This is a genomic window from Streptomyces sp. M41, assembly GCF_043673425.1.
GTDB lineage: Bacteria > Actinomycetota > Actinomycetes > Streptomycetales > Streptomycetaceae > Streptomyces.
The window spans coordinates 76,976-100,004 of record NZ_JBIMKE010000027.1 but is presented as its reverse complement, the minus strand read 5'-3'; the positions used below and the strand labels follow the sequence as shown (position 1 = coordinate 100,004).

Sequence of the window (23,029 nt, the reverse complement as noted above, 5' to 3'; positions counted from 1 at the left end):
CAAGTCGCTCCACTGTGTCTGGCACCAACGGCTGACACCAACGGGCGCGAACATCAGCGGTCAGCGCCGAATGGCCGTAGACGATCGGTAGAGCCCAAGTACGGGTTGGCGCACCGTCGATTTGACTGGACCATCGAGGTTCTGCCGGCCCCAGGCTGCATGCGTGGCCGATACTGGGGCCTCAGATTGGCCAGGAAGGACGTAACAGCATGCGTGATCGAACCGGCAGGATCCTCGCCCCGGGTGACCCTGTCACCGTTATGGCGTCGTTTGATCAGGTATCAAGCCGCTTCACCAGGGCACACGGAACGGTAGTCAGCTTCGGGACGAAGCGGGTCCTCATACGGATCACTCGCGGGAGCTTCGAGCATATCGATGGCACTGAAGCGAGGGTCTTGCCCGAAGCCCTCGAATATGGCCATCACGGGACCCCGCGGTCAGATGACCAGATGGTAGAAGCCATGCTGAACATGAAGCGTGGCATCGTGAGTGAAGCTGTCAAACTTGCCGCTCAGGATGGCATCATCACTGACCATCAGGCCGACAGCCTTGTGCAGATGTGGCACAAGCACACGGAACCCATCCGTCCCTAGGTCAGCAACTGACATCAGCATGCTTGGTACAGCAGCGAAGTGCAGCAACCACAGCAACCGGTCTCGTCCCGAGGCGTCCCTGTAGACCCGAAGTGCGGCCTGTATGACCGTCACTGACCGATCTGTCTAGAGCTACGGATCAGAAGTTCCCCGTGCCACACCCGTGCCAGATCCAGCGGGGAGCCACGGGGAACGGCGGTGGCTGGCGGGTGACTGACCCTCGGTCCGCCCATGTGGACAGTCCGCAGGTCAGAGCGGCACTCGCCTCACCTCGCTCCTAAAGCGGGTGTCGCAGGTTCGAATCCTGCCGGGGGCACAACGCATTACCGCTCTGACCTGGGGTTTCTCCCCCGGCGAGGGCTCCTGCTCGGCCTCGGACGTCGCCTCCGGGGCCGATTGCGTGAGCGAACGGAGAGTTGATCTCCGAAATTCCGCCCCCCCGGATCAGCATCATCCGGCGCGGACGGGCCGTCGTCCACGCCAGTCGCGGCAAGCGGGCCTGGCTATGGGCTCTCACAGACCTGTTCCTCGACGCATCGGCGCCGGGCGCGCCGACTGGAGCGCAAGACCGGCGCCTGAAAGGGGCCGCCGATGACGGTGGGGCAGTGCTACTGGTAGCGGATGCGGCGCGGGACAGCGAGGTACTGACCGCATTCGCTGAGGTAGTCGTCGAGGAGTTCACGCAGTTTGCAGGCCTCCGCCGGGAGTTCCGCCGAGAAGGCGGCCCATCCGGTGAAGGTCAGTTCGTGCGGCAGGTCGACGAGGCCGGTGACTGCGTCCCCGAAGGCGTTCCAGTTCCGGCCGTAGAAGTCGGGGAAATCAGCTCCCGTTGGAGGAGCCGTTGGAGTTCCTCGGCGTCCCGTCCCCCGGCCAGGTCAATGACCAGTGAGTCGGGGACCGTGGGTTCCGCTTCGTTCGTTCCGTCTGTCTCGTCCGCCATCACGGCCAGGGTCTTTCAGTAGGTACCGACGAAATCGACGGTCTTGTAGTGGTCGGTGGTCACGTACAACAGGCCGTCGTCGAAGTAGAGCAGCCGCGGGCCCGGCTGCTTGAGTTTCGGAGTGGGCCGCCCCCTGGGAATCAGTGGTCACAGGCCGGGGTGCGTGACGTTCGCGGGCATTCCCGCTGGGCTCAGCGCCTGGATGATGCGGGCCAGGTCGGCCGGGGCGGCCGTAAGGCGGACCGGTCGGCCCGCGTCGTCGAGTTCGGCGATCTGCCAGCTTCTGGGCACGCCGTCACCGTCGCCGCCGCGGGGGCGCCGTATGTCCTTGACGGTGAGCCGCTCCACCGGGATCCGCTTCGCCGCGAACCGGCCCGGGCCGGGGTGGGGTGTGACGGCGGGCGGGCCGCCGCCGAGGACGATGTGGGTGCCGAAGTTGTTCGGGTTGTAGTCGGTGGACTCCAGGAAGCGGGCGGTCAGGAAGACCTCCTCGTCCTCGTCGGAGGGCTCCGGGGGAGTTCGGGGCGCCGCGGCCTTATGGGGCGTACGGATGCGAGTCGCGCGCCAGGCCCAGGTGAACAGGATCAGCGAGGCCAGGGAGCCCGCGACCGCCCAGGTGAAGGCCCCGGTAGAGGTCGGCGGGGTCGCGGGGTGGAGGTAGCAGAGCGGCAGCAGCCACAGTGCCGTACCGGCGAGCGCGCCCGCGAACGGGAGCACCGACGGCAGGACCTCGTCGGCGGGCAGCCGACGACCGCGTCGGCGCAGCAGCACCAAGGAGGCGGGGTAGCCCGCGACCAGGGCGCAGCCGGCCGCGATGACGGCGACCTCTCCGCCACTGGGGAAGTGTTCGCGCCAGACGTGGTGCTCGCCGGTGACCTGCCTCACCTCGCCGCGCCAGACGGTGAGTTCGACGCGGTCTCCGGGCCGGAATCCCCGGGCCCCCTCCTGCGAGACCGAGAGCCGCTCCAGCGGCCGGCTCTCGGCGAAGTACAGCCAGCTGCGCTGCTTCCCCGTGCCGACCTCGGCCCGCGTGATCACGGCCGACAGTGTGGTCAGGCACTCTCCGTCAGGCTCTCGGCTTCGCTCGGGCACGGGGGACCCCGGGCCTTCCGCGGCGGGCGCCTCGACGGTGCACGGGACAGCCGACGTCCACGCCTGTTTCACCGACTCCGTGGCCGGCACGAACCAGGCGGCCAGGCCGGCGCCCGCCAGCAGCAGCACGCACAGGGTCAGCGGCACGGCCGTGCCCCGACCGGCGGTGCGCTTCGAGATGACGGCGACGTGGCTCGACTCCGGGGTGCCGTACAAGCGGTGCAGCGCGCGGAGAGCGTCCAGCTTGGCGTCGAAGTCCGGCCGGTCGTCCGAGGACACGCTGGCCGGCAGGGGCAGGCGGCGCGTGGGTCCGCCGCGCAGCACCACCTCGACACGGTGGATCTCCTCGCCGTGGCGCCCGTACTGCACGTACACGCGCAGGTCGGCGATGTCGTGCCACGGCACGCTTCGGCGGCGCAGCAGCGTGCGGGAGTGCACTCCGTACGCGTCGGCGCTCACCTGGACGACGGCCCCGTGCAGGCACGCGACGCCCAGCAGCGCGGCGAACAGGCCCACATAGGCCCACACGTCCGCCGGCCCGTCCCCGTACGCCACGCGCACCACGGCCAGACCCGTCCCGGCCAGGCTCGCCCCGGCCGCCGCGAGGGCGACGAGCCGCCACACGGGGCGCTTCAGATGGGGACGACAGGTCACTTCCCGGACACCGCTCATGCTCGGGATCGTGCCATCGGCAGGGTTGCGCCTGCTTGTGCGGTGTACGGCAGTTTCCCGGCCCGCGACGCTGCCGGGTCGGCCCGTCGCGAGGAGCGCGGAGGAGCGGAGCGCACGCGTACAAGGAATCGAGACCATCCCGTAGCCCCCTCGCCCCGCAACCGCGGCGCTGCCCCGTGTGTCTAGCCGTAGCTTCAACGGTCGAGAACGAACAGTCGAGAACGGTCGAAGAGAGGACTCCCATGCCTGGTCTCAGAGGTACGTCGGTGGTAGCGGTGGTGGGCGGGATCCTGGCGTTGGCAGGGTGCCAGGAGGCGCCGAACTCCCCCACCGGCTCGGGCACACCCGTATCCGCCTCGGCCTCCTCCGCGCCCTCGTCCTCGCCTTCCGCACTGGCCCCGCCGCCGACCGGCCCCCCTACGACCAGCCCCCCGACGGCCGGCCCGGCCACCACCACGCCCACGCCGTCGGCCACCGCTGCCACCCCGGCCAAGTCCACAACGCCCACTCCCGCGGCGCCCCTCCCCCCGTCCGCGAACCATGCCGACTGCCGCAACCTGACCGCCGGCAGCCAGGTGAAGGCCGCCGTGACGGAGGCGTACCGGCGCAGCTTTCCCCGGTTCGTCCATATTCAGCCGGAGTCGGGGCAGTTCTTCTACGGCCAGTGCGGCGGCGTCCGCTACGCCGCCACCCGTTTCCAGGCCACCCCCAGTGCCACGCACGACGAACTGGTGAACATGCAGGACGAGGGCAGCGTCACCAAATACTTCCGCAGCACTTCCGCAGGCGGCTGGACCTACCTCACCAGCGACGGCTTTCCCCGTGGGCCACAGGGCTGCGGCGATGTCGCGCAGATTCCCGAAGCCCTCTCCGCACTCTGGGGGAACTGCTCGGTCGGGCGGTGAGCGTCGAACGCCCGCGACGTTCGCCAGGCAGTCGGGCCGGCCGGAGACTTCCGCAGTCCGGCAGTGACGGCGGACCGTGCGCGGGGACAGAATTCGCGTCAGGGAAGCGAGGAAAGGGGGCGGGACGTGGCGGTTTTCCTGTGGTGCTGGATCGGCCTGTTCACGGCGGTACTGCTGCCTTTCGGCATCGCCATGCTCCGCGGCTGGGCACCGAAGAGGGTGCGCGCGCGATACTCCCCGGCCCGGATCCGGGTGAACGGGGTCGCTGCGCTCGTGCTGTGCGTGGGTGGCCTGGTGCCCCCGGTCGCCGAGCTGGCCGGCCTGCCCCGTGAGGCCGCCGGAATCCTGCTGTCCGCGATCACGCCCCAGCTGGTGATTCTGAGCCTGGGACTGCAGGGCGGCGCGGCCCTCTCCGACTGGTTCACAAGGCGAGGACCCACGGTGTAGGACCCACGGGACGCAAGGGAGCCACAGTGCTCAAGAGCCGGGTGAAAGCGACTGGTCCATCTCGGCATACTCCCCGCCCCCGGCCGGCTCGCCCTGCACACCGTCACCGTCTGGCTCGCCACCGTGCTCGGACTCTGCGGTTACCTGTGCGCCGTGCTCGAACTCGCCACCTGAGCCCCGAACAGAAGGTCTGTTGTCAGGCGGTGCCGGGCGAACGTGCCGCACGCGCGCCCCGTGCCCTCTCATCAGCCGGCCCTCCCCCTCCGCGGCCGGCCCTCCCCCCTTCGGCCGACCGAACCCCGCCGTGCGCGTACGACGACGAAGCCCCCGTCGGCGATCGCGGCGATGGCCACTGCGGCGCCGGATCGGGGCGAGGCCCCGGACGGTGGGCGAGTACTTCACCACCGAACAGACGCTGTTCAACCGCTGCCGGAGGAGCCGTTCGAGACCGGCACCGACTCCTACCGCCTCACACCCGAGGTCTGAACCGAAGTCATAGGTGGTTCCAATGACCACTTGGGCCCGATGGGCCGCAGACCGCGCGCCCTCGGAGTCGTCCTGGGACAGCCTGGCGATGGTGGGTGAGCCCCTTCATCGAGGGTGAGGGCGAACTGGATTCCGTGACGGTTGAGGTGGCACCATCAGGGGCGCCGAAACCCGCGCGTTCGAGTCCGTGGCCGACGGCCCACAGCAGCAACTCCTCGAAGGGTGTGTCCATGCGGCTGGTCCTGAAGGCGTCGGACCCTGTGCGAACCCGGTCCCTGCGCAGGGTGCTCATCACCCTTCTGGCTGCCGCTGTCGCCGCCGCCCTGGCGATCGGCGCCATTGCGGTAGCCAACGCGGTGAACCAGCCGGAGCTCCGGATACGCGGCATCCCCAGCAGCGGCGTACTGAACGCCTCCGCGCTCTCCGAGGCCACGCTCACACTGGACGTGGTCGATCACAACGACGACGAGGCGCTGCGCAATGAGGCGCTGCGCAATATCGAGGTCAGACTGAACGGCGAGATCGTCCCCACCCTGTGGGTCGGAAGCCACCGGGTGCTCGATGTGGGGGCGTTGCGGGACGGGGAGTACGAACTGACGGTGACCACCGACCCGGGCCTGCTCTCGCGCGAGATCACTCTCGATCGCCGCTTCATCGTGGACACCACCCAGCCCTGACCTCAAGGCCCCAGGCGCGTGCCGGACTCGCCCACGAGCACGTCCCCGCCACCGACCCTGCGGTCCGAAAACTTCTGAAGCGGGTGTCACAGGTTCGAATCCTGCTGGGGGCACCACGCGTTACCGGCGCTGACCTGGGGTTTCTCCCCCAGAGAGGACTAATACCCTGCCTCGGACTCCTGGTCCGGGGCCGTTTGCGTGAGTGGACGGGCGCTTTTCCTGTCGCTCAGTCAGGTATCGCACGGTGGGCTCGCCGCCGGTGAACCCCATCAGCCCGGCTGCTCCTGACCGAGCGGTTCCTGCTGGGTTCGCACAGGGGATGTGGGCCCTCCCGAAAGCTCCGCACGGGGAAGGGCCCCCATCATCACGGGGACGGGGGCGTCACCGGTACCTGCTCTCGCTGTTCCTCACGGGCCGGCGCAGGACGTCCCTGATCCGCCACCACAGCTTCCGGGCGCGTGGTGTCTCGGTGGAGTAGCTGTGGCCGAACCAGATGCTTTCGGCGCTTCGGCCGAGCGGGATCCCCTCGCGCGGATACCGCTCTGGAGGGTTGTCGACCATACGGCCTCCTACGGCTCCCTGGTCCCGCATCCCTTGCGCAGCTCATTGTCGGAGCGGGTCGTCGGGCCCCAGCCGATACCGCTGGCGTAGCCCTTCATCACAGGGTAATAGGTGTAGGTCCCCCCACCGTCGTTACAGTCCGAGGACCATCCGTAGTCGATGAACTGATTCGTGGTCGAACGTGTGCCGCGCCAGTCGTGATAGCCGCGCGGCCCACTCCAGGAGCTGCGCCACATCTGGGTCTGGAGCTTCTGGGAGCCGAAGGAGCCGCTGCATGCCTGCGACGTCTCCCACTGGAACCACGCGTTCGCGCCGCCGCCGAGGAACTTGACGTCGGAGATGTAGACGGAGCACCGGGCGGCGGCCAGTGCGGCCGGGGCCGTGGTGGGCTTCGCCTCCCCGGCCTTGTAGGTGTACGAGAACAGTTCGCCGTCTTTCGTCTTCCCCCACTCACCGATCGTGGTTCCCTCCACGACGCGATGACCCTCGACCATCACGTAGCCGGGCGAGGGGTCCGACGTGCCGGTGGCGGGCCGTGCCGCTACGGCCGCGGACGTACTGAGAGCCACGACAGTGGCAGCGGTTAACCCAACAGCCGCCTTGGACAGGGTCTTTGTCGCACCCATAGGTGTGTTCCCTTCCGTTGCCTGCCAGGCCGGTCACGCCAGGCAGTAAGGGAACACTAGTTCGGCACTACTGGGCAGATGTTGCGCTCGCGCCGACATGGCGAGAACGCATCATGCTCACCTGCACCGGACACCGCCGAACGACTCAAAAGACCTGCACCGCCAAGGCGTTCCGGGCCACACGGCATCTTCCGCGGCCTGGAGTTCGGTTGGGCCTAAGGTGTCTACACCCTTACTCTGGCCACCACTTTCGCTTGCGGAACAGCGCACCGGGATCGGACTCGCACCTCTGCCCGAGGCGCCGCCGCTCACCGTCGACCACGGCGCCTCGCCGGGGCGGAGGTCCGCTGCGAACTCCCGTGCAGAGGCAGCGTCAGAGACGCCACCCCGCTGCGCGGGCAGCCGCTTCGCGCAGCACCAGCCTTTGACATCTACTTCTGACATCAACGGGGTCGGTCACTGGCGACCGGGCCGCCGCGAGCGGTAATGGCGCGGACCGGCCCCGAGGTCGCGTCTGAACGGGGCATGCAACCACGGGAGCTGTCCCGCCCGCTCGTCGTCAGTAGCGGTGGCCGGGCCAGTGCGGATCCGTCCAGCGGTCTTCGTCGGTGAGTCCGAGCAGCCGTATCCGGTGCTGCAGCTCCGCCGATGCGCCCGACTCGCGGAGCCGCACCGCGGCGTGGCCGAGGAGCCAGGCGACCAGTTCGGCGTGCATCTCCTCCTCGTCGTGCTCGTACCAGCCGACGCTCCACGGCAGGCTGTCTCCCAGGAGCTCGTACTCCCACTCCGCCGCCGCCTCGGCGAGACGCCGGTCGCTGAGGTGCCCGGCCTGCTTCTCCCATTCGGCAAGCCAGGGGCCGACCGATCCGGATGCCTCGGCACACATCACGAAGACCTGATGCGCCGGGACGACCGCATCCGGATCGGTGAGGCTGACCTCCCACCAGGCATGCAGAAACTCGCGTACCGAACCGGCGTAATGGTCGGGCCACTGCTGCCAACGGCCGCGGGCGAAGGAACAGCCGGCCTCTTCCAGGCCGCCGAACAGGGGCTCCGCGCGACCGGCGACCAGGACCTGGGCGAACTGCGGCAGGATGCGGCGCAGCACGGCCGCGTGATCGGTCCAGTCGGTGGCATGCCAAGTGCGGCGCAGGAGGTCGGGCTCCAGCTCCACGTCCGGCGTCTTCAGAAGGGCGAGCTCCTCCGGACTGCCCCAGTGGCATTCGCAGTTGTGCTCGTCCGGATGGGCGGTCATGCCGCGGAAAGTGACGGCGAGATCGCCCAGGGCGGCGCTGAGGCGTCGGCGTGCCGGATGGTCGGCGAGGTGCATGATGTGCCCGGCCTTCGAGGACTCCGTACGGCTTCCGCCGCCCGAAGATCGCCACCTTACCGGGTGAACGCGGGCCTGTGGACGGCCCCCCCCCGTGCAGGCATGCTGCCGTCCGGCACTGTTGATGTCACTCGTGGATGTCAGCCTGGGCTTCGCGCCTGGGCAGGCGGCAGGTGGATCTCGACCGCCCCGGGCACGGCCGGAGCCGGTGCTCCTCACCGTACGGCTGGAGCGACGCGTTTGACCTCGCGCAGGGTGGGCGCGGTCTGGATGTTCTGGATTCCGGGGAGCCGGCTGATCCGCTGATCGATGTAGTCGTACAGGTCGGCCGGGTCGCGGAAGATGCCGCTGGCTACGAGGTTCGAGTCGCCGGTGACGGCCGCGGCGAATGCGATCTGCGGGTGGGTGCCCAGTGCCTCTCCGACGATGCGCAGGTGTGCGGGGGTGACGTTCAGCCAGAGCCGGGTGGTCATGTGGTGGCCGAGCAGCTGGGGGTCGAAGTCGACGGCGAAGCTGAGGGCGCCTTCGCCTCGGAGGCGGTCAAGGTGGCGCTGGATGGTGGAGGGAGAGCGGCCGGCCGCTGCGGCGAGTTCGGGCAGGCTCGCGCGGCCGTCGCGGGCCAGTTCGGTGAACAGGGTGCGGTCGGTGGGGTCCAGGGACAGGGGTTCGGCTGTGGGGGCGCCGGAATCCACCGCGACGGGGGCGGCGCCCTCGGGCCGGAAGCGGGTGGCGTGCCATGTGCTGGTGGCTCCGACGAAGATGCGCAGCATGCAGTGGGCGCTCACGGACAGCACCTGCGGGGTGCGGGGGAGCTTCTGCAGCAGCAGGGCATCGCGCTGGTCGGACGTACGCACGTTGAAGGCGCAGTACACCTCGGTGCCGCCTGAGGCGAGCGTGACCCAGTAGGTGTCGGAACGGCGGGCGAGCGCCTCGGCGATGCTGCCGGCGGCGTCCGGTGTGCAGTGCAGTCGCAGCAGCCAGCGGGTCAGTCCGAGGCGCGAGGCCACGGGTTGACCGACGATGCGCAGGCCCAGGGTGCGCAGGCGCTGGTAGCGGCGGGTGATGATGCGTTCGGAGACGTCGAGGTCGCTCGCGATACGGCTGAAATGGAGGCATCGTCAGGACGCCCTGATCGTCGGTCGAAGACGGGCCCTCTCGGGCGGAGGTTGCCTGTCAGTGTGCTGGTGCAAGGAACCCGTTGACCACGCGGCGGACCTTGGAAACCGCGTCACCATCCCCCAGACGCAGTGAGGTGTTTGCGGCGTTGAACACTGCGTCGATCTGAAAGACCGTGAGGTCCACGTCCAGTTGGGCGATCTCGCCGGTGTCCATGGCGCGATCCAGTTCGCCGGCGAGAAGGTCGAGCCAGGTGCGGCGGTGAAGCAGCAGGGTGTCACGGACACTTCCGGGCCGACTGTCGAAGTCGGGGAGGCTGGCCGCCCAGAAACAGCCTCCGGCGAACAGCGGAGCTTCGATGTAGTAAATCCAGCGTTCCGTCAGTTCGCGGAGCCGGGCGATGCCCGACTGGGCGGTCTGAGCCGGGCGGATGACCGTTTCGGCGAACTCCTCGCGCGCCGACTCCGCGACCGCGAGCTGGAGGTTCTCCTTGGTCTTGAAAAGCGTCTGGATGCCGCTCTTGCTCAGTCCGAGGTCGGCGGCCAGGCGACCGATGCTGAGCCCGTTGAGCCCTTCCAGCGAGGCGATGTCGACGCCGTGGCGTGCGATCTTGCGGCGGGTTCGGGCACCGCGGACGAGGCGTTGGTCCGCCACGGTCGCGCCCGCCGGCTCCGCTGGGGACACGACCGCTTGTCGGCTCCGGCTCCGTGAGTACTCGTTCATCGACTCCACCCTGTCATGCGCTAGCCTCAAGCATACGACCGATCGTATGTTTTGTTTGCTCGGAGCACTGAAGGAGGCATCCATGCATCAACAACGCATGCTCGAACTGGCGTACGCGCTCGCCGTCGCCAAGAGTCGACAGGACATTCCCGCCGCCCTGCGGCTCTTCCACCCGGACATGGTTCTCGAGACCCCGGCCTTCGGTACGAGGGCTCGGGGCTTGGCCGAGAACGAGAAGGCGTTACAGCGGTTCTTCGCCTCGTTCCCTGACTACGGCGTCGCTCTGCGCGGCCACGCGAGCAATGGCGACACGCTCGTGTGCTGGGGTACGGCACGGCTGACCATGACCGGCAACCGGTTCGGCGTCGTCCCCAACGGCGAACCCGCCGAGATACCGGTGTTCATCCAATTCACTTTCAAAGACAACCTGATCGCAGGCGAACGCTTCTTCTTCGACCTGGCGACGCTGTGCGCCCGGTCGGGAGTCTCGACGGACGTGGTCCGAGAGATGCTGTTCCCCGCGCTCGCAGGAGGCGACGCGGTATGACGGCGGACCCGCGTGTGAAGGACGTCGGCGCGATCCGGACAGCGCACCTCTTCGACATGGTCGTCGACTTGAACCCCCGCCTGCCCATCGGCAGCGGCCCGTTCGGCCGGCGCGTCCTCTTCGGCGCCGCAGGCGGCACGTTTCACGGCCCCGGGCTGCACGGCGACGTGCTCCCCGGCGGGGGAGACTGGGCGCTGTTCGGCCCCGACGGGACGATGTCCCTGGACGTACGCCTGACGCTGCGCACCCACGACGGCGCCCTTCTGCACATGACCTACGGCGGCCGTTGGGTCACCCCACCAGAGGTACGCGACGTCCTGGCCGACCCCGACGAGCGGTGCCGCATCGACCCGGCCCACTACTACTTCCGGACCAACCCGCTTTTCGAGACGGGGGCCGAGCCTTACGCATGGCTCAACGGCACAGTCTGCGTCGGGTCGGGATACCTCGTCGAAGGAGGCATCGCCTACAAGGTCTCGCAGATCCTGTGACGAAGGTCATGGCACGTCTTGAGTCAGGGGCGACTTCCCGACTCGGCAACTTCAACGGCCTTACCACCGGCGGAGGACTCTCGAAGAACTGGACCGCCGTCGTCCCCGTCACGCATTAGTGGCGCCGCGAGCACACGGGCGAGGCCGAACCTCGGGCATCCCGCGTCCACATCAGCGGAACAGGCCGATGTGCTCACGGATCCAGTCGTCGTACGTGCGCAGCGGTCTGCCGATGATGTCCTGTACGGATGGCTTCTGGTCTCGGGTCCACTGGAGGAGTTCGGTGAAGTGGGTGCCGTACTCCTCCAAGGCGTACAGCGTCACGTCGATCGTGCCGTCGGGCCAGCCTCGGGCCTGCCAGACCGCCCGGCTTTCGTCGGCCGTGAGCTCGACCGTGTCGATGTCGCGCTTCAGTGCGGCGGCGATGCTGCGTACCCGGGACCGGGTGCTCAGGGGCGGGGCCACCGCCTCCAGAACCATGCCGGTGAAGTCGTCGCTGGTCAGGGCTGCCATTGCTACGGCGGCTAGGTCCTCCTCATGGATGAAGGGGTAGTGCCCCTGGTCCAGGAGGGCCTCTCGGACGACCCCGTCGGTGCGAACCGTGTCGGGCCAGTCCGAGCCCGTCGCAGGGTAGGTGCCCTCGAGTACGGCACCCATGACAGCCGAGGGCCGGATGTGGGTCCACGGGATGCCCGAGTGTTCCACCGCCTTCTCGATCGCCAGCCAGTACCAGGTCTCGGGGGGATATGCCTCCTCGTACTCCGGGCCGTGGGAGGAGAGGAGGACGATCTTCTCTACGGCTGCGCGTCGTGCTTCGGTCAACGCCTGCTGGACCGTCGAGGGGTGGGCGCCGGCGAGGAAGATGGCATCGACGCCTTCGAAAGCGTGGGCGCAGTCCGAGGGGCGGGTGATGGAGCCTTCGACGACCTTCACGCTGTCCGGCCAGCCGTCGCACTGGCCCGGCTCGGCGATCACCCGTACCTCTTGCCCCTTGGCGAGGAGCTGCCGGGCCAGGTGCCGGCCGACGATTCCGGTGGGGCTGGTGCCTTCGCCCCTGCGGGGGCTGACGACGGTCAGCAGGTGCACGCCCGCTACACCCGGTTCCAGTTCCGGTTCCATCTCGCTCTGCTCGGAGCAACGCACGTCGGAGCAATTCATGGCAAGACCTTTCAACGCGTACGCGGAGATCTTGCACCAGCCCAAGCACCGGACGGCTGCTGCCGTACCGATCGCCGTGGAACAGGCTGCGGATCAGAGTCGATCATTTTACCAGCACAGAGGCGTGGCGGGCGGGCCGTACGGGCGCCCGTACGGGTGACGAGCGTGTTCGAGGCCAGTGCCTCACTGGTCGTTCAGGGTGCTCCTCAGTGCGCGCAAGCGTTCGTCCCAGGTGCAGATCAGTCTGTGGAAGCTGCCCGCGCTTCGGCTGCGCGCCGACTGCAACAGGGACTCCGCGAGGTGCAGCCATCCGCGCTTCCGGCCGCTCTCCCCCGGGAACGGGGACGCGGAGGAGGTGAGCTCGGCGGCCCAGGTGATGGTCTGCCCCCGCAGGAAGGCCGTATCGACCTTCTCCTGATTGTTGAGGGCTATTTCCATCACCCTGCGCCCGTCGAAGCAGTTGTAGGCGCGCCAGGCGGCGGCCCGGGCCGCTTCCGGATCGTGGTCGGCGCTGAGGATGGAACGCCGCAGGTAGAGGCTTCCCAGGGATCGCAGGACGTCGACGTCCGTGAAGTGTTCCTCCAGGAGGTCGTCCACCGCGAACGGCTCCTGGGGCCGGGCGGCCTTCGCATCCTCGGCATCCGTATCCGCTTCGTCCCCGCCCTGGGTGTCCGCGTTTCCGCGTGGCTCCGTATCCGCTCGCAGTCGGCGTTCATTGAGGTAGCGGCCCACGTTGCCGACGTAGTTGTCGCCGATCAGCTCGTTGAACTTGGCGTCGGCCAGATCCCAGTCCACCGGCAGGTCCAGTTCCAGGGCGATACGCGCGGACAGCAGGGCGGCGCGATGGGTCTGTGAGTGGAGTCCGGCCACCTCTTGCAAGTACTCCGCGGCCGTCCGCAGCGCGGACTCGCGTTCCTGGGCCGTCGTCCCTTCCTGGTGGAGCGCGAGGCTCAGCAGGCACTCGGCGGCGTCGACGAGGCCGCGGCGGGAGCGGTCGCCGTCCCTCTCCCGCCGGGCCGTCTCGAAGTGCAGCCGGGCCGCTTCGCCGTACTCCCAGATGTAGCGGTGGTAGAACGCGCGAGCCCGCTTGACGTCCAGGTCCTGCTGGAACAGCCGCTCCGCCGTGTCCAGCAGGGCCCATACCGGCTTGTGGTCGACGTCCTGCGGGCGTCTGCCGTAGATCGCGCTCCAGCGCTGGTACTCACGCAGGATCCGGAAGCGGGCTTCGTACAGCGCCCATGTCGGGCCGAAGCCCCGCTCGTGTGCGTGCAGCGCGGCCCAGCGCGCTCGGTGGACCTGGTCCGCCCGCACTTGCTCCGGGGAGCGGCCGATGTTCCAGCTGCCCCTCGCGGCCAGCCCCTTCGCCGCGATCGGCAGGCTGCCCTCCCGTCGCCAGTCGCTGTCCAGGCACCACAGGTGCAGCAGGGCCATCGTCTGGTTGCCGTGTCGTGCCTCTCGGGCGTCGGCCAGCCAGCCGCGGATCTCCTCGACGGCCTTGGCGTGCTCCGGAAGCAGGGTCCGGCCACGGCCGCCCCCGAACCAGTCCTCCATGGTGCGCAGCAGTCGGAGCCATGCCTTGTACGTGTGCGCGGAGGGGAACTTCTTCGCCGCCTTCCGGGCGAGCTGGATGCCGTTGCGCAGGCTCTGCCGTGCCCCCGACTGCTCGTTGCGCTCGCGCAGTACATAGGCCAGGAACGCGTGGGCCTGCGCGAGTTCCGTCATGTGGTCCGCGGCCATGGCGGTGGCGGGCCCGCCGCCCGGCCCCGACTCCAGGTCCCGGTCCCGCAGGAGCGCCAGGACCTCCCGGGCACCCGCGTACTGCAACTCCGAGTCCGCGTGCCGTGCGTGCACTCTGCGCAGGAATCCGGCCGCCTCGGCGAGCAGGGGCATCGCCCACTCCTCCCTGGGCCCCCAGATCTCCTCGAGCGTGGACAGGGTCTCCTCGGCAAGGTTCAGCCGCGCCTGGTCCTCCCGGGTCTCCTGCACATACGCGAACCCGCTCGCCAGCAGGTTCTGTGTCCACTGCTGCACGCGCTCGGGCAGGTCGGCGGTCAAGAGGGCGTTCTCGCGGGCGAGTTCATACGCCGTACGGGCCGCGTCGAGCCGTTCCTCAGGCGCCACCGCGGTCGCCCGGCGCAGCCCCGCCAGGCGGTAGCTGAGCCAGTTGCGGGCCTGGCGGGCCCGGGAGTCCGGGGCCGGGGGCAGCGCTTCGAGGAACCGCTCGCTCAGCTGGAGTGTGGCCTCGGCGTCGGCTCTGTCGTCGGGGGTCGTCGCGGCGGCGATCTGGGCGGCGGCCGTGTTGAGGCACCAGGAGACCGACCAGAGCAGGCGGTCCACCCGCGGGACGGTCCGGTTCTCCGGCCCCCGGTTCTCCGGCCCCCGGTTCTCCGACCTCCGGTTCTCCAGCAGCACGGCCGCCAGGTGCCGCGTCAGCCTGACGCGCGCCGGCACGATCCCGGAGACCACGCGAAGCCGACGGCCCCCGTGGAAGCCGCACTGGTCGACCGCGCGCAGCATGTGCCAGGGCGGGGCATCACCGCATGCTTGCAGCAGGGATACGGCGTACTCGAACGCCTCGACGAACACCGCCCCCGCGTCGGCGTCCTGTGCCGATCCACGGGACGCCAGGTTGAGCCGGCCGGCTGCCGCATACAGCTCGTCGATCCGCGCCGGCGGCTGTGCGGGCCCGGCGCCGCCCCCGGCCTCATCGCCCGCGGCCTCATCGCCGTCGGCCGCGTCCGTCACGTCGGCCGCATCAGCCGCATCGACTGCCCCGACCGCATCGGCGGGCCCGCCGGGTGCCGTACCCGACTCGCTGCCGGCGTCCGCACCGGCCTGAGCACCGCCATCGCCCGCACCGGCCCGACCGCCGGGCGCGGCGGCGTCGATCGACTGGGCCACGGGGAGCAGGAAGGCGTCCGTGTACTGGCTGTTGACGTACAGGCCGAGCAGGTAGCGCAGGCCCGTCAGCCCCTCGGGGACATGGCGGTCGAGCCACCCCGTCGCCCGGCGCAGCGTCTCGATGACCTGGACGGCGTCCTCCGAGGCTCCTTCCGTCTGCCCGTCCGGGAGCACGGCGGACCCCAGCAGCCGGGCCGCGGCGGTGAGCCGCTGGTCGAGCCCGTCGAGATCGATGGGGTCGCCGGGGTCGCCGCCGGTGCCCGGAGTGCCAGGGGCGGCTGTACCCGCCGCCGCACGCACCCGCCGCTGCAGATCGGCCCTGAGCGCAGCCCTGCTGACCGGGCTGATCTCCAGACAGGGCGTGCGTGCGGCCGGGGTTGTCGTGGCCGCGGACGTCGTGGCCGCGGGTCGGCGGGCGGGGACGAGTACGCCCTCCTGGAAGAGCACCCCCAGCACGTCCTTCGGCAGCCCCAGCCGCTGCAGGACGTCCACGGGGACGGGGAGCTCGTCCATCACTCCCCATACGGTCAGAAGTGCCTGCCCCTTGATCCGCTCGTCGCTCCCCACGATGGACAAGGCCCTCTCCAGCGCACCCGCGATGGTCGGCTCCGCGGCCTCCATCAGAGCCTGGTCGAACTCCTCGGCCGCGATCTCCTGCGCCGCTCCGGAGCCGGTGTCGAGTCCGGCGAGGAAGTTGTCGAAGCTGCCGGTTCGGTGCTGTCGGGAGACCAGCCGGACGGCCCGCTCGATGATTCCCGGGCGGCGCACTATGTCGTCGTAGTCGACCAGTTGCAGCGACTCGACGTCCGTGACGAGGTTCTCGCCGGTGAGCCAGTCACGGATGAGCACGTGGGCGTCGGGGGTCGTCAGCGCCGGTACGTCGAACGGCCGCCAGAGTCCCCCGTCGATCTGATCGGAGTCGGTGGTCTCCACGATGACGGCGGCGCGTTTGAAAACGTCCCACTCGCGCAACTCCGCGAGCTCAGCCCGGAGTTCGGGACGCGTGAGGTCGATGTGGGACGCCTTGACGACGAGGATCAGGCTTCTGCCCTTGACCTGGCGGGGCAGTACGAGTCCGAGCAGGCTGTCCGTCCTGGGGGCGACCGTCGCCGACAGCTCACTGTCGTCGAGGGTCTGGTGCAGGGCTCTGGCGACCGCCTCCAGCAGCGGGCTCTCGGCCGCCGAGCTGGGTTCGATCTCCAGCACCACGGGGGGCAGAGGGAGCTGGTCGAACGAGTCGGCGTCGGCCACGAGGGCGGTGAGCAGCGCGGACTTGCCCACCTGCTCGCCTCCGGTCACGGGCAGGACCTTGCCCATGTGGACGCGTCGACGGGCCTTGTCCAGCAGGGTGTCCCGGCCGAGGAAGGGGATCGGGAGCGGCAGCGGGTCGGGGCCGAGGTACCGGACCGCCCCGGTCTGCGCCGGCAGCGGGGTGTCCTGGTCCGCCCCGGGACCCGCGTGGTCGGCGGCCTTGAAGTGCTTCCGCCAGTGGCGGTTCTTGACCCACGGACGCGTGCCGACCTGGGATCTGTTGCTGACCGGCAGCGGGTGCCCGTCGGCGGTCAGGACCGCGTCGATCCGCTCCAGGAGCTGTTCCGGTGTCCAGTACTGCTGTTCCGGTGGGCCGCCCTTCGCGAGGCAGCTGATCAGGGCCCCGCCGAACGCCGTGAACTCATGGTCCTCCGGCGACTTGGCGGTGCGGTTCGCCTCGCAGGCGGCGATGACATAGGACCCCTCGGGGTCCTCACCGGCCACATGCTGCTCCAGGGGCAGGTCGCCCATGGCCAGTCCGGCATGGCAGCAGTCGATGAGAACGATCTTGGTCTGGGCGCGCCCCTTGCCGACCTCTCTCATCAGGTCGCCGAATTCGAGCATGGTGCTCGGCATGCCGGCGGTGGAGTACTGCAAGGGCAGCAGGAGTTGGCCGCCGTCGGCCACGCCGTGGCCCGCGAAGTACAGCACGAAGCAGTCCTCCGCCGCCTCGGATTCGTTGGCGACCGCTCTGAGTATTTCCTCGCGGGTCCACTCGTGCGCCTTGATCACCCGGCAGTCCGCGTTGCTGATCCCCCAGACCGCGGGAACCCGCAGCTGGTCCTTGAGCGCCTCGGCCGTACGCCCCACCGCGTCGAGGTCGGTGAAGGCGCTGTCGTTGAACACGCCGGAGGTGATGAAGAGGGCTCGTGACCTCGACGGGTCCGGCGTCTGCGCGTTCATGGACTAGTCGAGGGAGTTGGGGAGTTCGCGAAGCACCGCCTCGGCGGTCTCGGCATCACGCGCCTCGACGGTGACCGTCCGGGTGCCGTCGGGGGCGTCGACGCGCTCGATACGGAGCGCGGGCCGGTCCTCCGCCGGGCGGGAGCCGACCTTCGTCTTCCAGAAGTCGATGAGGGACTGCGCCAGTACGGCGACCAGCCCCGCCTCGATCACGAATTGCAGGCCGTCCGTCAGCAGGCCCATGTCGCCCGGGCGGGTGGGCGCGTGCTCCCGTCGGATCGGTACGCGCCGCAGAGCGCGTTCGGACCTGAGCCAGTCCTCCAGCTCGCCCAACTCGTCCGCACCGGCGTCCACCAGACGAAGCGTGATGTGCACGTGTCCCCCCGAGCCGACAATCAGTCAATTGCCGCAGATTAGCAGGCAGATGGCACGGGGCGGGCTGCTTCTCGAGGTTCACCCGACCTGCCGGGGCCGGTCGATTCGTGCGCTTTGCGCAGCCCGGGCGGACCGCCCAGGGGCGGTGAGTCCAACCCCCGGGATCAGGCCCACGTAGGAGCGACATCGGAGCGACCTTGGAGCGACCTTGGACCGATAGGCGACCGAAAAAGACCCGTCCTGCCGGAGGGAATGACACCGCCCCGGACTCAGGACCGCGACCCACCCGGACTCAGGGCTTGCGCCCCACCCCGCAGTACGCGTCCACCGCCGCCGTCGCCGGGTCCGTCGCGGTGCGGGGGTCCGGGCGCCACTCCGGGACCTGGACGATGCCGGGGTCCAGCAGGTCGAGGCCGTCGAAGAAGGCGGCGATCTCGCCGATGCTGCGCACGTAGTACGGCACGGCGCCGCTGGCGTTGTAGGCCGCCGACGCGGCGATCATGCCCTCGCTGGTGGCCGTGCTGTCGCTGATGACCAGGTGGCTGCCGGAGGGGAGGCCGGCCATGAGACGGCGTACCAGGTCGCGGGCCTCGTCGTGGTCGGCGACGTGGCCGAGGGTGTTGAGGATCATCAGGGCGACCGGGCGGGACAGATCGAGCGTGTCCGCGGCGGCCTGAAGGACGGCCTCGGGGGCGTACATGTCGGCGTCCAGATACGTCGTGCGGCCCTCCGGGGTGCTGGTGAGCAGCGCGTTCGCGTGGGCGAGGACGATGGGGTCGTTGTCGACGTACACGATCCGGGCGTCCGGGGCGACGCGCTGGGCCACCTCGTGGGTGTTGTCGGCGGTCGGCAGACCGGTGCCGATGTCCAGGAACTGCCGTACCCCCGCCTCGCCGGCCAGGTGGCTCACGGCACGTCCCAGGAACTGGCGGCTGGTGACGGCCACGTCGACGAGGCCGGGGAAGATCTCCTTGATCTCGTCCCCGATCTGCCGGTCGACCTCGTAGTGGTCCTTGCCGCCGACGAAGTAGTTCCAGAAGCGTGCCGAGTGCGGCTTGGTGGTGTCGATACGGTCCCGTGTCCGGGCCGCGGCGCTGATGGGGTGTTCGGAGTCGGACACGGTGGGGCCTCCTGGAGTGGTGGGCACTGGTGATCAAAACAGCCACCAAGCTAGGTGAACCACGTGCGTGGGCCGAGGAGTTGGCGTAGATGCGGCTCGCTCGGGGCGACGTTTCGGCCATCTCGCTCGCGGCGGGCCGCGCTATGACGCCTTCTCGGCTCGCCCGCCCCTTGCTCACCCTGCCCCGGCAGACCGCTCGTCCGCCATCGCCCTGCCGTCCTCCGCCGCGTGCCGTCGGCCGGCTGCCGCCAGGGCGAGGGTCGCTGCGAGGGAAGCGGTGGCCATCGCTGTCATCGCCTTTGCCGGGGAGGTCAGTTGGGCCAGGCTGCCCGCCAGGACCGCGCTCACGCCCTGCGCGGCCACCATGCCGGTGCCGTGCAACCCCAGGGCCTGACCGGTGAGTTCGTCCGGGGTCAGGGACATCAGGCGTTCCTGGAGGACGAGGCTCGCGGCGAAGCCGACGGAGGCCACGGCGGCGGCGACGGCCGACAGCGCGACTCCCGGTCGTAGGACGAAGAACAGATAGGGCAGCGCCAGCAGCAGGCGCAGCGGGGTCCCGAGACGGGGGCGCAGCGCGGGCGGCACCAGGCGGCCCACCGCCAGGTCGCCCACGAACATGCCCAGCGCACCGCACGCGTACAGGGTGCCGGCGGCTTCGGGGGCGTAGGAGACGTAGAGGGAGTCGCCGCCGACCACCAGGCCGTTGGGCAGCCACAGGCCGAGGTACGTCAGGCGGCGGGGACGTGAGGACCACAGGAGGGCGTTGGTTCGCCAGGTCGCGGCGACGGACGGGCGGCCCGCGGAGCGCGGCGGGCGGCGGGTGAGGCCCAGGCGGGTGAGGAGGGCCGCCGGCACGTACAGCGCCGCCGCAAGGAGCAGGCAGTCCCGCGGGGACAGGACCGTCAGCAGTGCGCCGCCCGTCGCGAACCCGGTCACCTGGATCAGACCCCAGAGCATGTTGTAGACGGAACGGCCGAGGACGTAGCCGTCCTTGGCGAGGATCTCGTTCAGCAGTCCCCCGCGCACACCGCCGCCCAGCGACGCGACCAGGCCCTTCAGCAGCAGCACGACGAAGACCGCCCAGATCGGCAGGCCGGGCAGCGCGAGGACCGCCGTGCCCGCCGCGAACGCGAGGGACATGAAGGTCAGGGTCGCGCGCGGGGGCAGCCGGTCGGCGCCCGAGAGCAGCAAGCCGGCCCCGAGCAGCTGCGCCAGCTGCGGTCCGAACATGCTCAACGCCGACAGCAGCGGGGAGCCGGTGGCCCGGAAGACCAGCGTGCCCAGGGCCAGGCAGCCGATCGTCTCGGCGGCGGAGGAGGCGGCGAAGGAGAGGAGGAACGGGGTGAACTCCGGGGTGCGGAACAGGGTGCGGTAGCTGCGCATACGTCGGAGTGTCGGAGCGGGCCGGGCGCCGTGGTTATTGTTTCGCGGGCCTGCGAAACGTCGTGCGCACCGGCTCCTGGCAGCTTGGCAGCTTGGCATCAGGGCGAGGCCCATGGGGGGGGGCCGGGGCGGAAGGGCATGTGCATGGGCTTGTGGCAGATCGGCACCGACACCCTCGCCCGCAGCCGGTTCGTGGTCTCGCCGTTCGTCGAGACCTTCGCGAGCCTGAAGCTGCTGCACACCGGGGCCGGGGCGCATCCGGGCGAGGATGCCTGGCTGCGGGCCCACATGCCCGGCTACCGCGCGCTGCTCGCGGCCGACCCGGTCACCGCCCTGCTCGTCGGCGCGGGGCTCGGCAGGTCGTGGCTCGCCGACTACTTCACCCCCACGCCCGGCGAGGACGAGCGCTTCGAGGACGTCGTGGCCCGGGTGCGGGCGACCGACCCCGCCCAGGCCCGCGCCGACCTTCGTGTCTCCCTCGCCGGACCGCTGCCCGCCGCCCTCGAGCGCGACGACCTGCCGGAGCGGTCGGCGGCGCTCCTGACGCACGTCTGGGAGGAGACGGTACGTCCGTACTGGGAGCGTCGGCGGCGCGTCCTGGAGGCGGACGTGGTCGCGCGGACCGCGCAGGTCGGCCAGGGCGGCTGGGCGGCGGTGCTGGACTCGCTGCGGCCGGGGACGCGCTGGCTCGGCCGGAGCCGGTTCCAGGTCAACCTGAACGCGTATCCGCCCCGGGAGGTCGCCTCCGGGGCCGAGCTGATGTTCATGCCGGTGACGCCGAGGACCGGGTGGGTGTCGTGGGAGGGGCGGCAGCGGTACGCCGTCGTCTATCCGTGTGCCGGAGTGCTCGCCGAGGATCACGACCGGCGGCCCGTCCCGGCCGGCCTCGGCGTGCTGCTGGGCGGCGCGCGCGCCGGGGTCCTGGTCCTGCTGGGCTCGCCCATGAGCACGACCCAGCTGGTCGCCGTCACCGGGCAGGCCCTGGGCTCGGTCGGCCGGCATCTGCGGGTGCTGCTGGACGCGGGGCTGGTGGAGCGACGGCGGGCGGGGCGGTCGGTGCTGTATTCGCGGACGGCGGCCGGAGAGGTCCTCGTAAAAGCGGCGGGAGGGGACCAGTGGGCGGCGGGGCCGGAGCACCGGGTGGCGGGACCGGACCACCGGCCCCGCCGCCACCGGAGCTAGCATCCGTTTCATGACTGCTGACACCAACGCGTCCCCCCTCGACGTCGAGATCGGCGCCCTCACCGGCGGCGCCGCAGACCTCTCCCAGTACTCCGGTCGGGCCGTGCTCGTCGTGAACGTGGCCTCCAAGTGCGGCCTGACCCCGCAGTACACCGGCCTGGAGAAGCTCCAGGAGCAGTACGCGCAGCGCGGCTTCACCGTGCTCGGCGTGCCCTGCAACCAGTTCCTCGGGCAGGAGCCCGGCAGCGCCGAGGAGATCGCCGAGTTCTGCTCGGCGACGTACGGCGTGAGCTTCCCGATGACCGAGAAGGTCGAGGTGAACGGGGCGGGCCGGCACGCGCTGTACGAGCGTCTGGTCGGCTTCGCCGACGCCGAGGGGCACAGCGGCGACATCCGCTGGAACTTCGAGAAGTTCCTGATCGGCCGGGACGGCCATGTCGTCGCCCGGTTCTCCCCGCAGACCGAGCCGGAGGACGCGGAGCTCGTGGCGGCCATCGAGGGCCAGCTGGCCTGACCGGTTGACCTTGCCCCTGGGTCAGGGCCGAGCGTCGTCCTCGCCGGGCGGAACAGGCCGCCCGGCGACGGAGGATGAGGCCGTGGACGACGAACTGCTCACCATCGGCGCGTTCGCCGCACGGGCCAGGCTCTCGGCCAAGGCCCTGCGGCTGTACGACCGCCTCGGACTGCTGGCCCCGGCGCATGTCGACGACGCCAGCGGCTACCGCTACTACCGCGCCGACCAGGTGGCACGCGCCCGTACGGTGGCGCTGCTGCGGCAGCTGGACATGCCGCTCGCGCGGATCGCGGAGGTCGTCGAGGCACCGGACGGGGCCACGGCCGCCGACCGGCTCGACGCCTACTGGGCGGACGTGGAGACGCGGGTGGCGGGGCAGCGGACGCTCGCCGAGTACCTCCGTGGACGACTGTCGGGGAGGAGCTCCGAGATGTACGGAAAGTTCGCGGTCGAGACGGTGGACGTGCCCGAACAGGTGTTGATCACCGAGACCCGCCATGTGCTGGCGGGCGAACTGCCGGCGTGGATCGGTGCGTCGCTGGGCCGTCTGGAGGCGGCGGCACGGGAGTGCGGCGGCGGCACGGCGGCACCGTTCGTGGTGTACCACTCCGAGGTGTCGATGGAGAGCGACGGGCCGGCCGAGTCCTGCATGCCGGTGGCCGACGAGGCGGCGGCCCGGGCGTGGGTGGAGAAGCACGGCCGGACCTGGGAGACGAAGGTGCGGGTGGAACCGGCCCACCGGCTCGCCTACACCCGCATCAGCAAGGCCCAGGTGGCTCATCCGCAGATCCTGGCCGCCTTCGAGGCGGTGGAGCAGTGGATCCCGAAGCAGGGGCTGTGGCAGGCGGGACCGTGCCGCGAGGTGTACTTCGCGGACTGGGACGCCGCTGGGCCCGATGACCCGGTGTGCGACGTGGCGTTCCCGGTCAGGTGAGCTGAGCGGACGGATGTCCGCCGGGCGCCGCGGCGGAACTCG

20 protein-coding genes, 1 tRNA gene and 1 pseudogene are annotated in these 23,029 nt (G+C 70.1%); 9 read left to right on the top strand and 13 right to left on the bottom strand.

Translation table 11 applies throughout. The annotated features are described in order from the left end of the window. Positions 1 to 437: 437 nt before the first annotated feature. Positions 438 to 707, bottom strand: coding sequence for a hypothetical protein (locus ACHBTE_RS27815; protein WP_394726940.1), 270 nt, complete (start codon positions 705 to 707; stop codon positions 438 to 440). Between the two features lie 113 nt (positions 708 to 820). On the opposite strand from ACHBTE_RS27815, the gene ACHBTE_RS27810 reads away from it, so the two are divergent. Continuing rightward, a tRNA-OTHER gene (locus ACHBTE_RS27810) sits at positions 821 to 909 on the top strand. Positions 910 to 1,201: 292 nt separating this feature from the next. Here ACHBTE_RS27810 and ACHBTE_RS27805 read toward each other — a convergent pair. Continuing rightward, positions 1,202 to 1,354 (bottom strand): annotated as a pseudogene (locus ACHBTE_RS27805) (ribonuclease inhibitor); the annotation flags it as partial. A 326-nt stretch (positions 1,355 to 1,680) separates the two neighbouring features. Next, positions 1,681 to 3,297 carry a PH domain-containing protein gene (locus tag ACHBTE_RS27800; protein WP_394726938.1) on the bottom strand — a complete coding sequence of 539 codons (1,617 nt, stop codon included), beginning with the start codon at positions 3,295 to 3,297 and terminating at the stop codon, positions 1,681 to 1,683. A 242-nt stretch (positions 3,298 to 3,539) separates the two neighbouring features. Here ACHBTE_RS27800 and ACHBTE_RS27795 point away from each other — a divergent pair, with 242 nt between their 5' ends. The 3 genes from ACHBTE_RS27795 to ACHBTE_RS27785 all read left to right on the top strand — a co-directional run bounded on the left by ACHBTE_RS27795 (position 3,540) and on the right by ACHBTE_RS27785 (position 5,812). Then, positions 3,540 to 4,202 carry a hypothetical protein gene (locus tag ACHBTE_RS27795; protein WP_394726936.1) on the top strand — a complete coding sequence of 221 codons (663 nt, stop codon included), beginning with the start codon at positions 3,540 to 3,542 and terminating at the stop codon, positions 4,200 to 4,202. A gap of 126 nt (positions 4,203 to 4,328) precedes the next feature. Next, a complete protein-coding gene (locus ACHBTE_RS27790; protein WP_394726934.1) occupies positions 4,329 to 4,649 on the top strand; it encodes a hypothetical protein in 321 nt (106 codons plus the stop codon). 716 nt (positions 4,650 to 5,365) lie between these two features. Then, positions 5,366 to 5,812, top strand: a complete 447-nt coding sequence (locus ACHBTE_RS27785) for a hypothetical protein (protein ID WP_394726932.1) — start codon at positions 5,366 to 5,368, stop codon at positions 5,810 to 5,812. Between the two features lie 381 nt (positions 5,813 to 6,193). Here ACHBTE_RS27785 and ACHBTE_RS27780 read toward each other — a convergent pair whose 3' ends face one another. The 5 genes from ACHBTE_RS27780 to ACHBTE_RS27760 form a co-directional block, all read right to left on the bottom strand. Then, entirely contained in the window at positions 6,194 to 6,373 is a 180-nt protein-coding gene (locus ACHBTE_RS27780) for a hypothetical protein (protein WP_394726930.1), read from the bottom strand. An 8-nt stretch (positions 6,374 to 6,381) separates the two neighbouring features. After that, the gene (locus ACHBTE_RS27775; RefSeq protein WP_394726928.1) at positions 6,382 to 6,942 is read right to left on the bottom strand and encodes a hypothetical protein; all 561 of its coding nucleotides are present in this window, start codon (positions 6,940 to 6,942) and stop codon (positions 6,382 to 6,384) included. A gap of 616 nt (positions 6,943 to 7,558) precedes the next feature. Beyond that, positions 7,559 to 8,329, bottom strand: coding sequence for a hypothetical protein (locus tag ACHBTE_RS27770; protein ID WP_394726926.1), 771 nt, complete (start codon positions 8,327 to 8,329; stop codon positions 7,559 to 7,561). Positions 8,330 to 8,544: 215 nt separating this feature from the next. After that, complete coding sequence (locus ACHBTE_RS27765; protein WP_394726924.1) at positions 8,545 to 9,336, bottom strand: Lrp/AsnC family transcriptional regulator; 792 nt, start codon at positions 9,334 to 9,336, stop codon at positions 8,545 to 8,547. Positions 9,337 to 9,502: 166 nt separating this feature from the next. Further along, complete coding sequence (locus tag ACHBTE_RS27760; RefSeq protein WP_394726922.1) at positions 9,503 to 10,099, bottom strand: TetR/AcrR family transcriptional regulator; 597 nt, start codon at positions 10,097 to 10,099, stop codon at positions 9,503 to 9,505. A 151-nt stretch (positions 10,100 to 10,250) separates the two neighbouring features. On the opposite strand from ACHBTE_RS27760, the gene ACHBTE_RS27755 reads away from it, so the two are divergent. Both ACHBTE_RS27755 and ACHBTE_RS27750 read left to right on the top strand, forming a co-directional pair. Continuing rightward, a complete protein-coding gene (locus ACHBTE_RS27755) occupies positions 10,251 to 10,715 on the top strand; it encodes an ester cyclase (RefSeq protein ID WP_394726920.1) in 465 nt (154 codons plus the stop codon). Next, a complete protein-coding gene (locus tag ACHBTE_RS27750; RefSeq protein ID WP_394726918.1) occupies positions 10,712 to 11,206 on the top strand; it encodes a DUF3237 domain-containing protein in 495 nt (164 codons plus the stop codon). The genes ACHBTE_RS27755 and ACHBTE_RS27750 overlap by 4 nt, the downstream gene beginning before the upstream one ends. A gap of 171 nt (positions 11,207 to 11,377) precedes the next feature. Here the strand turns inward: ACHBTE_RS27750 and ACHBTE_RS27745 are convergent, their stop codons facing one another. From ACHBTE_RS27745 to ACHBTE_RS27725, 5 genes are all read right to left on the bottom strand, one after another. Further along, the gene (locus tag ACHBTE_RS27745) at positions 11,378 to 12,364 is read right to left on the bottom strand and encodes an SDR family oxidoreductase (protein ID WP_394726916.1); all 987 of its coding nucleotides are present in this window, start codon (positions 12,362 to 12,364) and stop codon (positions 11,378 to 11,380) included. Between the two features lie 183 nt (positions 12,365 to 12,547). Continuing rightward, positions 12,548 to 17,479, bottom strand: coding sequence for a caspase family protein (locus ACHBTE_RS27740; protein WP_394726914.1), 4,932 nt, complete (start codon positions 17,477 to 17,479; stop codon positions 12,548 to 12,550). Positions 17,480 to 17,482: 3 nt separating this feature from the next. Beyond that, complete coding sequence (locus ACHBTE_RS27735) at positions 17,483 to 17,854, bottom strand: hypothetical protein (protein ID WP_394726912.1); 372 nt, start codon at positions 17,852 to 17,854, stop codon at positions 17,483 to 17,485. A 292-nt stretch (positions 17,855 to 18,146) separates the two neighbouring features. Beyond that, positions 18,147 to 18,974, bottom strand: coding sequence for an SAM-dependent methyltransferase (locus ACHBTE_RS27730; protein ID WP_394726910.1), 828 nt, complete (start codon positions 18,972 to 18,974; stop codon positions 18,147 to 18,149). Positions 18,975 to 19,148: 174 nt separating this feature from the next. Further along, the gene (locus ACHBTE_RS27725) at positions 19,149 to 20,357 is read right to left on the bottom strand and encodes an MFS transporter (protein ID WP_394726908.1); all 1,209 of its coding nucleotides are present in this window, start codon (positions 20,355 to 20,357) and stop codon (positions 19,149 to 19,151) included. Between the two features lie 144 nt (positions 20,358 to 20,501). Here ACHBTE_RS27725 and ACHBTE_RS27720 point away from each other — a divergent pair, with 144 nt between their 5' ends. From ACHBTE_RS27720 to ACHBTE_RS27710, 3 genes are all read left to right on the top strand, one after another. Beyond that, complete coding sequence (locus ACHBTE_RS27720; RefSeq protein ID WP_394726906.1) at positions 20,502 to 21,539, top strand: winged helix-turn-helix domain-containing protein; 1,038 nt, start codon at positions 20,502 to 20,504, stop codon at positions 21,537 to 21,539. A gap of 10 nt (positions 21,540 to 21,549) precedes the next feature. After that, positions 21,550 to 22,053: a glutathione peroxidase gene (locus tag ACHBTE_RS27715; protein WP_394726904.1), complete on the top strand. Its 504-nt coding sequence runs from the start codon at positions 21,550 to 21,552 to the stop codon at positions 22,051 to 22,053. 82 nt (positions 22,054 to 22,135) lie between these two features. Then, positions 22,136 to 22,987: a MerR family transcriptional regulator gene (locus ACHBTE_RS27710; RefSeq protein WP_394726902.1), complete on the top strand. Its 852-nt coding sequence runs from the start codon at positions 22,136 to 22,138 to the stop codon at positions 22,985 to 22,987. Positions 22,988 to 23,029 lie beyond the last annotated feature (42 nt).